Annotated in this window: 11 protein-coding genes; 3 read left to right on the top strand and 8 right to left on the bottom strand. The window is 68.6% G+C overall.

What is annotated here, in order from left to right:
* Window positions 1-182 precede the first annotated feature (182 nt).
* Entirely contained in the window at window positions 183-803 is a 621-nt protein-coding gene (locus ASD48_RS33680; protein WP_020125086.1) for a hypothetical protein, read from the top strand.
* A 202-nt stretch (window positions 804-1005) separates the two neighbouring features.
* Here the strand turns inward: ASD48_RS33680 and ASD48_RS33675 are convergent, their stop codons facing one another.
* From ASD48_RS33675 to ASD48_RS33665, 3 genes are all read right to left on the bottom strand, one after another.
* Window positions 1006-1644, bottom strand: a complete 639-nt coding sequence (locus ASD48_RS33675; RefSeq protein ID WP_057605673.1) for a hypothetical protein — start codon at window positions 1642-1644, stop codon at window positions 1006-1008.
* Window positions 1645-1712: 68 nt separating this feature from the next.
* The gene (locus ASD48_RS33670) at window positions 1713-2414 is read right to left on the bottom strand and encodes a ribonuclease HII (protein ID WP_057605672.1); all 702 of its coding nucleotides are present in this window, start codon (window positions 2412-2414) and stop codon (window positions 1713-1715) included.
* 93 nt (window positions 2415-2507) lie between these two features.
* Window positions 2508-3131, bottom strand: coding sequence for a TetR/AcrR family transcriptional regulator (locus ASD48_RS33665; RefSeq protein WP_057605671.1), 624 nt, complete (start codon window positions 3129-3131; stop codon window positions 2508-2510).
* Between the two features lie 234 nt (window positions 3132-3365).
* Here ASD48_RS33665 and ASD48_RS33660 point away from each other — a divergent pair, with 234 nt between their 5' ends.
* Window positions 3366-4913 (top strand): MFS transporter, encoded by a 1548-nt coding sequence (locus ASD48_RS33660; protein ID WP_079074135.1) that lies wholly within the window; start codon window positions 3366-3368, stop codon window positions 4911-4913.
* A gap of 394 nt (window positions 4914-5307) precedes the next feature.
* Here ASD48_RS33660 and ASD48_RS33655 read toward each other — a convergent pair whose 3' ends face one another.
* The 3 genes from ASD48_RS33655 to ASD48_RS33645 form a co-directional block, all read right to left on the bottom strand.
* Window positions 5308-6228 carry an ADP-ribosylglycohydrolase family protein gene (locus ASD48_RS33655; protein ID WP_057605670.1) on the bottom strand — a complete coding sequence of 307 codons (921 nt, stop codon included), beginning with the start codon at window positions 6226-6228 and terminating at the stop codon, window positions 5308-5310.
* 12 nt (window positions 6229-6240) lie between these two features.
* The gene (locus tag ASD48_RS33650) at window positions 6241-6900 is read right to left on the bottom strand and encodes a phosphoglycerate mutase family protein (RefSeq protein ID WP_057605669.1); all 660 of its coding nucleotides are present in this window, start codon (window positions 6898-6900) and stop codon (window positions 6241-6243) included.
* Window positions 6901-7064: 164 nt separating this feature from the next.
* Window positions 7065-7670: a YdbC family protein gene (locus ASD48_RS33645; protein WP_020125079.1), complete on the bottom strand. Its 606-nt coding sequence runs from the start codon at window positions 7668-7670 to the stop codon at window positions 7065-7067.
* 155 nt (window positions 7671-7825) lie between these two features.
* On the opposite strand from ASD48_RS33645, the gene ASD48_RS33640 reads away from it, so the two are divergent.
* A complete protein-coding gene (locus tag ASD48_RS33640) occupies window positions 7826-8356 on the top strand; it encodes a TerD family protein (protein WP_057605668.1) in 531 nt (176 codons plus the stop codon).
* Window positions 8357-8485: 129 nt separating this feature from the next.
* Here the strand turns inward: ASD48_RS33640 and ASD48_RS33635 are convergent, their stop codons facing one another.
* Both ASD48_RS33635 and nrdR read right to left on the bottom strand, forming a co-directional pair.
* A complete protein-coding gene (locus ASD48_RS33635; protein ID WP_057605667.1) occupies window positions 8486-11386 on the bottom strand; it encodes a vitamin B12-dependent ribonucleotide reductase in 2901 nt (966 codons plus the stop codon).
* 166 nt (window positions 11387-11552) lie between these two features.
* A complete protein-coding gene (gene nrdR, locus ASD48_RS33630) occupies window positions 11553-12122 on the bottom strand; it encodes a transcriptional regulator NrdR (protein WP_057606090.1) in 570 nt (189 codons plus the stop codon).
* Window positions 12123-12325: the final 203 nt, after the last annotated feature.

Here is a 12325-nt window from a genome sequence, read left to right as displayed (position 1 = left end):
GTCACTCATCGTCACATAACGGTCGGTGGCCCCAATTGCTCGTTGCCGCATCCCAGTTCGCCAGGAAGAATTGAGTTCCGCTCCCCGCACGGCTCGCCCGTAGTCCGGTAGGGCTTTGCTGCGGCGTGCGCTCCCCCGAATCCGACCCGCCCGCTGTGTGGGCCGTAGCCGAAGGGAGGATCGTGACCTTCGGATTCGCTCCGTCCTCGGCGGCATCGCTGTCGACGTCCACGTCCGCCACCTCCGCCACCCGCCTGCTCGAACCCGCCGAGTGGGCAGCGGCCGGCATCCCGCTGCTGCGCAACCCGCGGGAAGTCGTCAGCGGACTGCACTCGCGGCACCGGCCACGGCCGGCCACCGCGATCGTGGCCGTGCTCGACCCGGACGAACGGGTGCGGGCCAGCGCCTCGTTCACCCGGCGCCAGGCATCGTCCGACGGCTGGATGTTCCGCAACGCCCTGCTCGCCCAGCTGCGCCGGGTCATCCCGCACGACCTTCGGCTGCGCACGCCCGTGCGCACCGCCGTGCTGCTCTACTGCCGGGACGGCGACGCGCGCTGGACGGAAGAGGACGGGGCGTGGATGTGGGGTCTGCGCGATGCCTGCACGTTGCACGGGTTGCGCTGTGGGGCGTACATCACGCTCACCCGGGACGGCTGGCAGGTTCTCGGCGAGGGGCGCGGAGGCCGTCGGCCCCACGCCGATTCGACTCCGGAGCCCTTCGCACTGTCCGAGGCCCCACCGCCGCTGCCCCGAACCGGCGGCGCCGCCTCGGAGGTACTCCGGCGCGCGGCAGCCCGCTGAGAGGCGGCCGGCGGCCGAAGACACGACAGGAACGTCGGCCCCCGGGAGGTGCGAACCTCCCGGGGGCGACCCGCATCCTCGCGCGCCCGGACTCCGGCCGTCCGGCACACGCAAAAGCCCTACCGGCGGGGCGCACACCACAGAGGCGCCGCACAGGCGACGCCTCCGTGACCCCGGCGCCTACCGGCCTACCGGAACCGGCTCAGACACCCGCGCTCAGTGCCGCGTTGATCTGCTGCGGGTCGCCGCAGACGATCAGCAGGCCGGCTGCCCGAGCACGGGCCAGCGGCAGCGCGGTGGCGGCCACGGAGTCGGGTCCCCCGTTGACGGCGACCACGACGACGGGACGCACGCCCGCACGGTCCAGGGCGGCGGCATCGGCGTAGAAGACGTCGTCTCCCGCGTCGTGCTGCGCCCAGTAGGGCGCCTCACCGAAGGACAGTTCGTGGGTGGCCCAGGGGTGCTGCTCGCCGGTGGTGACCACCAGCACGTCCCCCGGAGTACGGCCCGATTCCAGGAGGAGGTCCACGGCCTCCTCGGCGGCGTCCAGCGCCCCCTCGGCCGAGGCCGGGATCAGCTGAACCTGGGGAGTCACCGAAGCGGGCGCGGCGACGGCAGGGGCGGCCGGGGCCGAGGGCCCGGGCTTGGCGGCCGCGTCACGCGGCGCGCGTTGCGCCGGTGGTGCGGGCCGGACGGGTCCGGGACGACCGGGACGCGACGGAGCCGCGGGACGGGGTCCGGGTACAGGTCGAGGGGTCGGCGCTGTGCGGCCGCTGGCCGGAGTGGCGCGGGGACCCTGGGCACTCTCGTGAATCTGAGGCTCCTGGGGAATGAGAGGCATGAGCTGTTATTTATCAAACGTTGGTGCGGCTAGCGCCAGCGGGTGGCACATCAGTGCGACCGGAATCGTCAGAAGTCGAAGCCGAGTTGACCTTCGACTCCCGAAACGCTCCCGTTCGCCCAGGTGCGGGCCTTCTTGAGGTGCCGCCACTGGGGCAGCGCATCAAGATACGCCCACGACAACCGGTGGAGCGGAGTGGGTCCCCGCTCCTCCAGTGCGGCCTTGTGCACGGGCGACGGATACCCGGCATTGTCCGCAAAACCGAAGTCTGCATGGTCGATACCCAGTTCGGCCATCATTTTGTCGCGCTGGACCTTGGCGATCACCGAGGCCGCCGCGACCGCCACACAGGACTGGTCACCCTTGATCACCGTACGGACCCGCCACGGGGCGCCGAGGTAGTCGTGCTTCCCGTCGAGGATCACCGCGTCCGGGCGGATCGGGAGGGCCTCCAGGGCCCGCCCGGCGGCGAGCCGGAGCGCGGCGGTCATCCCGAGGTCGTCGATCTCCTCCGGGGAGGCGTGACCCAGGGCGTGCGAGGTCACCCACGTCAGCAGCTCCTGGGAGAGCTCGTTGCGCCGCTTGACGGTGAGCAGCTTGGAATCGGTGAGGCCTACGGGTGGCCTGCGGAGTCCGGTGACGGCGGCGCAGACGGTGACGGGTCCGGCCCAGGCACCGCGGCCCACCTCGTCGACACCGGCAACGACCTTCGCTCCGGTCGTGGCGCGAAGGGAGCGCTCGACGGTGTGAGTGGGTGGTTCGTACGGCATGGCGCCCTTAGATTACGCCGCCGGGATCCCGTTGCGACACCCCGGTCGGCGCAGGGCCCCCGCCGAGCGATCACAGGGGCACCGAATCCGCGCTCACGATCGGTCCGGCCGCAGCAGCGGCAGCATGAGCCGGTCGATCATCTCATCGAGCTCGTGATCATTCCATTCGCTTCCGCACATCTTCGATCGATACATCATCATGGCCGGAATGACATCGAACACGTAGCCGTTCGCCGCGTCGGACCGCACCTCCCCTCTCCCGATTCCGCGGCTGACGACCTCGCGAAGCAATTTCACGGTCGGCTCCACCACTCCATCGATGATCAAGGTATGGAAGCGTTGAGCCTGAGTCGGATCGCATTCGTGAATGATCGAACGCAACGCGAAACCGGGGCGGGAAAACATCGCGTCCCGCGCGTCACGACACAGCGCCATGAGGTCCGCGCGCACGCTGCCCAGATCGGGCACGGCATCCAGCCGGGGCAATCCGGCCCGTAGGGCGTCCGCGACGAGCGCCTCCTTGGAGGGCCAGCGCCGATAGACGGCGGCCTTGCCGGTCTGGGCGCCGGCCGCCACCCCTTCCATCGTGAGGCCGTTCCAGCCGACGGTGCCCAACTGCTCCAGCGTGGCATCGAGAATCGCACGTTCGAGCACGGCGCCGCGCCGGCGGGGAGAGGACGCCCGAGCGGGGGCGGCCGTCCAGCGCGAAGTAACCATCCAGGTGTCTCCAGCGAACAGAGGAGCGGGGATCAGGGGGAGCGGGGATCAGGGGGAGCGGGGATCAATGGGAGCAGGGATCAAGGGGTGGAGCGAGGCTCTGCGCGACCGCGACGGGGGACACGCCGAGAGGCGACGCCGCAAGTGAACGCTTGCGTTCACTACGAGGGACTCACTACCGTTGACGCGCCAGTGAACGCCATCGTTCACTAATGCTCTTGTGGGGGACTCATAGTGACAACCTCTCAGCTGACTCAGAACCAGAAACCCGGGGCGGCCCGCCGGGAGGGGCATCCCGGCATCGCACTCACCGTGATCGCGGCCTGCCAACTCATGGTGGTACTCGACGCGACGATTGTGAACATCGCGCTTCCGCACATTCAAGACTCGCTCAAGTTCAGCACCACCGATCTCACCTGGGTGGTCAGCGCCTACACGCTCACCTTCGGCGGCCTGCTGCTGCTCGGCGCCAGGGCGGGTGACATCCTCGGCCGGCGACGCGTGTTCATGGCCGGCATCCTTCTCTTCACCTTCGCCTCGCTCCTGGGCGGACTGGCGCAGGAACCCTGGCAGTTGCTCGCCGCACGCGCCCTCCAGGGCGTGGGAGGCGCGATCGCGTCGCCCACTTCGCTGGCGCTCATCACCACCACGTTCCCCGAGGGGCCGGAGCGGAACCGGGCCTTCGGCGTCTTCGCCGCGGTCTCCGCGGGCGGCGGCGCCATCGGCCTGCTCGCGGGCGGCATGCTCACCGAGTGGCTCGACTGGCGCTGGGTGCTGTTCGTCAACGTGCCCATCGGCGTGCTCATAGCCTTCGTCACACCGCTGTACATCAGCGAGTCCGAACGCCACCCCGGACGCTTCGACATAGCCGGCGCGCTGACCTCCACGCTCGGCATGGCCTCCCTGGTCTACGCGTTCATCCGCGCGGCGGAGGAAGGCTGGCGGGACAGTCTGACCATCGGCGCCTTCGCGGTCGCGCTGGTCCTGCTGGTCGCCTTCGTGTTCACGGAGTCGCGGGCCAAGGAGCCCATCACCCCGCTGAAGATGTTCGCCGACCGCAACCGCTCGGGTACGTACGTGATCATGCTGAGCCTCGCTGCGGCCATGTTCGGCATGTTCTTCTACATCGTTCTCTTCGTGCAGAACGTGCTGGGCTACAGCCCGATCAAGGCGGGGCTCGCCTTCCTCCCCGTCACGGTCGCCATCGCCGCGGGCGCGGGCCTGTCGCAACGCTTCCTGCCCACCGTCGGCCCCAAGCCGTTCATGCTCGTCGGTTCCGCGCTGGTGGCGGTCGGCCTCACCTGGCAGGCCTTCATCAGCCCCGACAGCTCCTATGTCGGCGGAGTGCTCGGGCCGATGGTGGTCTTCGGCTTCGGCATGGGACTGAACTTCGTGACGGTGACGGTGACCGCCGTCTCCGGTGTCGCCCCGCACGAGGCAGGCGCCGCGTCCGGTCTGCTCAACGCCACGCAGCAGGTGGGAGGGTCGCTCGGGCTGTCCATCCTGACGACCGTCTTCGGTACGGCGAGCAAGGACGAGGCGGAGAAACAGCTGCCGAAGTTCCTCGCGGACGGAACCCCCGAGCAGAAGGCCGAGTTCGCCAAGACGCACCAGTTGCCCGCTCCCTGGGGGCATGAGGTACTCGCCCACGGCATCTCGACGGCCTTCGTCCCGGCCGCCGCGATGGCCGTACTCGCTCTGGTGACGGCCTGGTTCGTCATCCGTGTCCGGAAGAGCGACCTGGAGGCACTGTCCGGCACGGCGGGTCCCATGGCCGGCTGACGGACCGGCACTGCCGACCGGCCCGGGAGTGTCACCGCCCGTCACGACGAAGGCGCGTCCACCGCTTCCGGGTCGGCCCGCGCGGCCTCTCGACACCGACAACATGATCGCCAACACGTCGAACCGCACGCGCACCCCCTCTGCCGTCCCACGACCACCCGCCGACCCGCACGCACACGTCCCACTGCGGATGCCCGAACAACGCCCAGGCCGTCACGCAGAGTTCCCATCGAACACCGAGAGTTCTCACCGGCTGCCCTGCCGCCTTCCCCAGCACGACTACGCGCGCACGGTGGCCGTACGGCGACCGCCGACAAACGACAAACGGCAGATGGCAGACGGCAGACGGCAGCTGGCAGCTTCAGGCTCTGGCACCACGTGACGCAGAAGAGCTTCAGGCTTCCGGCACCGCGTGGCGCACCGGCATCCACTCCGGCAGCGCTTCCACCTGTCGCGCCCATGCCTCCGGAGGAGTCCCCGCCTCGCCGGACGCGAGTATTCCGCCCACGATGGCGCAGGTCGTGTCGACATCGCCGCCGACCTGCGCGGTGGTCCAGAACGCCGTCTCGTAGTCACCGAGGGCGCGCGCCGCCGACCAGACCGCGAAGGGGACGGTGTCGTGGGCCGACGTCCGTCTCCCGCAGCCCAGCACTGCCGCGACGGTGGCCGCGTCGGCGTAGTCGAGCATGTCCCTGGCCCGTCGCAGACCGGCGCCGACGGCACTCTTGGGAACGAGGGCGACGACGCCGTCCAGAAGCGCCTCGGCGCTGGGCGGCCCTCCCGGGGCGCCGACCAGCGCGGCGGCCGCGGCGACGGCCATCGCCCCGACCACGGCCTCCCGGTGCTGATGTGTGGGGTAGGCGGAGATCTCGGCCTGGTGGGTCGCCTGCTCGGGATCGTCCGCGTACCAGGCACCCAGCGGGGCGACGCGCATGGCGGCGCCGTTGCCCCAGGACCCCTGCCCGTTGAACAGGGCGGCCGACAGCTCACGCCAGTCGGCGCCTTCCCTGACCAGCCTCAGCAGCCGGTTGACCGCGGGACCGTACCCGCGGTCGAAGTCGTGGTGCCGCGCGAAGGACTGCGCGAGGGCGTCCTGGTCGATGCGGTGGTGAGCGGCCAGGACGGCCACGACGGAGCAGGCCATCTCGGTGTCGTCGGTCCACTGCCAGGGGCCGGGCGGCAGGGCGCGGCGCTGGAGCAGCGGATAGTTCACCGGCACGAAGAACTGTGAGCCCAGCGCGTCACCCAGGGCGAGGCCGCGCAGGCTGGCCAGCGCGCGCTCAAGGCGCCGGTCGGGAGAGGAGTCAGCGGTCATCGCTCTGCCACTCTATCCGGTGATCCCGTACGGTTCCGGATCTCGCCAGCGGTTGAAGGGCCGGTCGAGCGTGTACCTGTCCTCGTCCCCGAGAACGAGCATCCGCATCTCGGCGTTCCCCGGGTTCGCGAGGGACTCGAATTCCGCGACCGTCCAGTGGAACCAGCGCATGCAGAACAGCCGCATCGCGAGCCCGTGGGTCACGATGAGCACGTTCGGCGGGTGGTCGGGGGCCTCGAAGCTGCGGAAGAGGCTCTCCAGGAAGCCGCCGACCCGGTCGTAGACGTCGGCGCCGCTCTCGCCCTGGGCGAAGCGGTAGAAGAAGTGCCCGTAGGCGTCGCGGTAGGTCTTCTGCAGCCGCACGTCGTCGCGGTCCTGCCAGTTTCCCCAGTCCTGCTCACGCAGCCGGGGCTCTTCACGTACCCGTATGAGCTCGGAGTCCAGGTGGAAGGCCCGGAGAGTCTCGTGTGTACGCCGGTAGGGCGAGACGTACACGCTGACCCGCTCGCGGCCGAACACCTCCCGCAGGGTCTTTCCCGTCTCCTCGGCCTGCTGCCACCCTCGCTCGGTCAGGGCCAGTGCATGGTCGGGTTCACGCTCGTAGACGGTGTCATCAACATTGCCCGTTGACTCCCCGTGCCGGACAAGGACGATGCGCCGTGGTCGTGCCATGCCAAAACCCTAGATCGGGTGACGGCCGACTGAGCACTCGTACGGCCTTCATACAGCGTAGGTCACACAAATCCCGCAACAGAAAGCGCGTACAGCGCACGATCCACGCGTCCGACGGCTCCAACGGAGCCCCAGGACGTCCGACGGGGCCGTGCGTCCGTTTTTCAAACCGTCCAGGTCGACTCGAGTTCGACGATGTCACCGGTGAGGGCGGATATGTCCGCCTCCGTCTGGGCGCGCAGCGCGAGCCGCTCCACGCGTTCGGTTCGGTACTTTCCGTGTTCGGCCGCGGAGCGCCACATCGAGAGCACCATGAACTCGTGCCCGGGCGCCTCGGCGAACAGCCCCCGGATCATGCCGGGCGAGCCGGCCATGGCGGGGTTCCACACCTTCTCCTGCATGAGGGTGAAGTGCTCGGCCCGTTCCTCGTGGACCCGGCAGAGGGCCACCCGCAGCAGGTCGGAGTCGGTGAAGCGCGGTTCGAAGCCCGTCTTCACGTCGAAGCGGTAGTCGAACAGCCGCACCTGGGCGTCCTTGAAGGTGCCCGACTGAGCCGCCGCCAGCCGGTCATGGGAACGCGCCATGAAGGAGTCATAGAAGGCGCGGCTCTCCCAGAACGCGAAGACATGCGCGACGGAGGGCCGCCCCCTGCTCCAGCCCCCGCCCTGCCCCCGGAACCCCGGCTCCCCCAGAAGCCCCGCCCACTTTCGCTGTCCCCGTTCGAAACCGCGGCGGTCCACCACGGTGCAGCGAATCCACTTGACCAGCACCGCGCCATCGTACGGCCAGTGGGCGTGGCGTTGGTCACTCTCGTTCACAGAGCGACGCTGCGAGGGCGCACACGCGCGTGGCAGGATGGGCAACCGGCCCTGAGAGTCGGCGGGTTCAGGGCGATATCAGACGGGGAAACGGGGAGGGGTATCCGGTGAGCGGCCTCAACAAGGGAATCCGCAAGGTCGAGATGGCGCTGAAGTGGGACCCGAGTCCGACGGGTCAGCCACCCACCGACCTGGACATCGTGGCCGCGACCTACCTGGAGAGCGATCCGCATGGTGCCCCTGCCTATGTGGTGCACTTCGACAGTCGCTCCCCCGACGGAACGATCTATCTCAACCGGGACAGCAAGGACGGCAAGGGTTTCGGCTGGGACGAGGTGATGACGCTGGAGCTCGACCGCCTGGACGCCCGGTACGCGCGCGTGGTCGTCGGTGTCGTCATACAACAGAACCCGCACCGCACGTTCGTCGGTGTGCTCAACCCCGCCTTCCGGATACGGGAGGGCTACACCGTCCTGGACGAGGACGACTTCGCCGGCGTCCTCGGCGCGACCGCGGCGACGGTCGGGGAGTTCCTGCGCGAGTCGTCCGACGGATGGTCGTTCCACTCCGGTGTCCAGGGCTTCGAGGACGACCCGGCGACCTTCACCAGGACCATGGGCCAGGTCCGCCACTCCTGAAGGCACGGAGGACGGCCACCGACGCCTCGCGGACGGTGGAGCCTTGAGAAAACACCGAGGGCGGTGGAGCCGGAAACCGGCTCCACCGCCCTTTGTCAGGTCATCGCGACCTGACCGGCACGGCGGGGATCAGCTGCAACCGCTGGTCGAACCGCAGCCCTCGCAGATGTAGCAGGAACCGGCCCGCTGCATCTTCGTACCGCAGGAGAAGCACAGCGGGGCGTCGGCCTGGATGCCCAGCTGCATCTCCACCAGCTCGGCGCTGGTGTGAACCTGCTTCGGGGCGGGCTCGGCCACCTCGACGTCGGCCTTGGGGGTGGCCACGGCCTTCAGGTCCGTCTGACGCGGAGCGGACTGCGCGAGCCCCTCGACGTCCACGTTCTCCTCCTCGAAGGTCGGCTCGTACGAACCGGTCTCCAGGTGGCGCTGCCGCTCCTCGGCGGAGTGGATGCCGAGCGCGGAACGCGTCTCGAAGGGCAGGAAGTCGAGCGCCAGGCGGCGGAAGATGTAGTCGACGATCGACTGCGCCATCCGCACGTCCGGGTCGTCGGTCATGCCGGCCGGCTCGAAGCGCATGTTGGTGAACTTCGAGACGTACGTCTCCAGCGGCACGCCGTACTGGAGACCGACGGAGACCGCGATGGAGAAGGCGTCCATCATCCCGGCGAGGGTCGAACCCTGCTTGGACATCTTCAGGAAGACCTCGCCGAGACCGTCGTCCGGGTAGGAATTGGCGGTCATGTAGCCCTCGGCGCCACCGACCGTGAAGGAGGTCGTGATGCCGGGCCGGCCCTTGGGCAGACGCTTGCGGACCGGGCGGTACTCGATGACCTTCTCGACCGCGGTGCGGATCGTCTCCTCGGCCTTCTCGGTGATCTCGGTCTTCTCCTTCTCCTTGGTCTTCGCGGAGAGGGGCTGACCGACCTTGCAGTTGTCGCGGTAGATCGCGAGCGCCTTGACGCCGAGCTTCCAGGCCTCGAAGTAGATCTCCTCGACCTCCTCGACGGTCGCCGTCTCCGGCATGTTGACCGTCTTGGAGATGGCACCGGAGATCCACGGCTGGATCGCGGCCATCATGCGGACGTGGCCCATCGGGGAGATGGCGCGCTCGCCCATGGCGCAGTCGAACACCTCGTAGTGCTCCGGCTTGAGGCTGGGGGCGTCGATCACGTTGCCGTTGTCGGCGATGTGGGCGACGATCGCCTCGATCTGCTCCTCCTGGTAACCCAGGCGGCGCAGGGCCTGCGGGACGGTGCCGTTGACGATCTGCATCGAGCCGCCGCCGACGAGCTTCTTGAACTTGACCAGGGCGAGGTCGGGCTCGACGCCGGTGGTGTCGCAGGACATCGCCAGACCGATGGTGCCGGTCGGGGCGAGCACGGACGCCTGGGAGTTACGGAAACCGTTCTTCTCACCGAGGCGCAGCACGTCCTGCCAGGCCTCCGTGGCGGCGGCCCAGACCGGGGAGTCCAGGTCGTCCATGCGGACGGCCGCCCCGTTGGCGTCGGAGTGCTGCTTCATGACGCGGTTGTGGGCGTCGGCGTTGCGGGCGTAGCCGTCGTACGTGCCGACGACGGAGGCCAGTTCGGCGGAGCGGCGGTAGGCCGTGCCCGTCATCAGGGAGGTGATGGCGCCGGCCAGCGAGCGGCCGCCGTCGGAGTCGTAGGCGTGGCCGGTGGCCATCAGCAGGGCGCCGAGGTTGGCGTAGCCGATGCCGAGCTGGCGGAACGCGCGCGTGTTCTCGCCGATCTTCTGGGTCGGGAAGTCCGCGAAGCAGATGGAGATGTCCATCGCGGTGATGACGAGCTCGACGACCTTCTGGAAACGGTCGGCCTCGAAGGACTGGTTGCCCTTGCTGTCGTCCTTGAGGAACTTCATCAGGTTCAGCGAGGCGAGGTTGCAGGACGTGTTGTCCAGGTGCATGTACTCGCTGCACGGGTTCGACGCGGTGATCCGGCCGGACTCGGGGCAGGTGTGCCAGTTGTTGATCACACCGTCGTACTGGATGCCCGGGTCGGCACAGGCCCACGCGGCCTCGGCGAGCTTGCGGAACAGCGCCTTGGCGTCGACCTTCTCGATGATCTCGCCGGTCATACGCGCGCGGAGGCCGAACTCGGTGCCGTTCTCGACGGCCGTCATGAACTCGTCGTTCACGCGGACGCTGTTGTTGGCGTTCTGGTACTGGACGGACGTGATGTCGTCGCCGCCCAGGTCCATGTCGAAGCCCGCGTCGCGCAGGGCGCGGATCTTCTCCTCCTCCTTCACCTTGGTGGCGATGAAGTCCTCGACATCCGGGTGGTCCACGTCGAGGACGACCATCTTGGCCGCGCGACGGGTGGCGCCACCGGACTTGATGGTGCCGGCGGACGCGTCGGCACCGCGCATGAAGGAGACCGGCCCCGAGGCGTTGCCACCGGAGGAGAGGAGCTCCTTGGAGGAGCGGATGCGGGAGAGGTTCAGGCCGGCGCCGGAGCCGCCCTTGAAGATCATGCCCTCTTCCTTGTACCAGTCGAGGATCGACTCCATGGAGTCGTCGACGGCCAGGATGAAGCAGGCGGAGACCTGCTGGGGCTGCGGCGTACCGACGTTGAACCAGACGGGGCTGTTGAAGCTGAAGATCTGGTGCAGCAGGGCGTACGCCAGCTCGTGCTCGAAGATCTCGGCGTCGGCGGGCGAGGCGAAGTACTTGTGGTCCTCACCGGCCTTGCGATACGTCTTCACGATGCGGTCGATCAGCTGCCTGAGGCCGGTCTCGCGCTGCGGGGTGCCGACGGCACCGCGGAAGTACTTGCTGGTGACGATGTTGACCGCGTTCACCGACCAGAAGTCGGGGAACTCGACGCCACGCTGCTCGAAATTGACCGAGCCGTCGCGCCAGTTGGTCATGACGACGTCACGACGCTCCCAGGCCACCTCGTCGTAGGGGTGCACGCCGGGGGTCGTGTGGATGCGCTCGATACGCAGGCCCTTGGTGGTCTTGGTGCCCTTGGCTCGGGAACCTCGTGCCGGACCGCTCGCCGTCTCTGTCATGCCGCCTCCCTCTACGGGCGAAAACGCCCTAAAATGCCACGTTTGTTCCCGTGACACGGTGTTCTGTCTTGTGCTGTGGGCACCCACGCGCTATCACCCACAGCAGGTCTTGGTCAGCCGCCGCCCGGCCGTCCCCGGACTCGAAACCCCGGTTCCGGCCCTCGGGTCAGTCGGCGGCGTGGGCGGGCTCGGGGACCTGCACGGTCCCTCCGGTCCCGCCTTCGTCTTCCCGGCTCCCCACTACAGTCCCTGCATCGCCCTCGCGGTCGTCGTCGTCCGCGGCGAGGCGTGCCGTCTGGTCCCTGAGTTCCGCGATGGCGGCCTCGAAGTCCTCGAGCGAGTCGAACGCCCGGTAGACGGAGGCGAATCGCAGATAGGCGACGAGGTCGAGCTCCTGCAACGGGCCGAGTATGGCCAGCCCCACGTCATGGGTGGTCAACTCGGCACTTCCGGTGGCCCGGACCGCCTCTTCGACCCGCTGGCCGAGCTGAGCCAGCGCGTCCTCGGTGACAGGCCGCCCCTGACATGCCTTGCGCACGCCGTTGATGACCTTGATACGGCTGAAGGGCTCGGTGACTCCGGACCGCTTCACCACCATGAGCGAGCACGTCTCCACGGTCGTGAAACGACGGGAGCAGTCAGGGCACTGGCGGCGCCTGCGGATCGACGTGCCGTCATCCGTCGTACGGCTGTCGACGACTCGGCTGTCGGGGTGCCTACAGAAGGGGCAGTGCATGAACTCCAACCCTCCTCACAGCAGACTCAATGGCCTCGCCGGACCTCACGGGCCCCTCGAAGCAGCCCCAAGCATAGGGGATCCATGAGCATCCGAAGACACCGGGGACCACAACTTCTGGGCCGCTGATGCAATCCAACCACTACATGTGGGGGCCTGGCCTATACATCCAGGCTGTAACGCGTGTCGCGTCCGACACCTTC

The organism is Streptomyces sp. Root1310, assembly GCF_001426425.1.
In the GTDB taxonomy this organism is placed as follows: Bacteria; Actinomycetota; Actinomycetes; order Streptomycetales; family Streptomycetaceae; genus Streptomyces.
The sequence above is the reverse complement of the archived record's forward strand: the minus strand, read 5'-3'. Positions and strand labels throughout refer to the sequence as shown.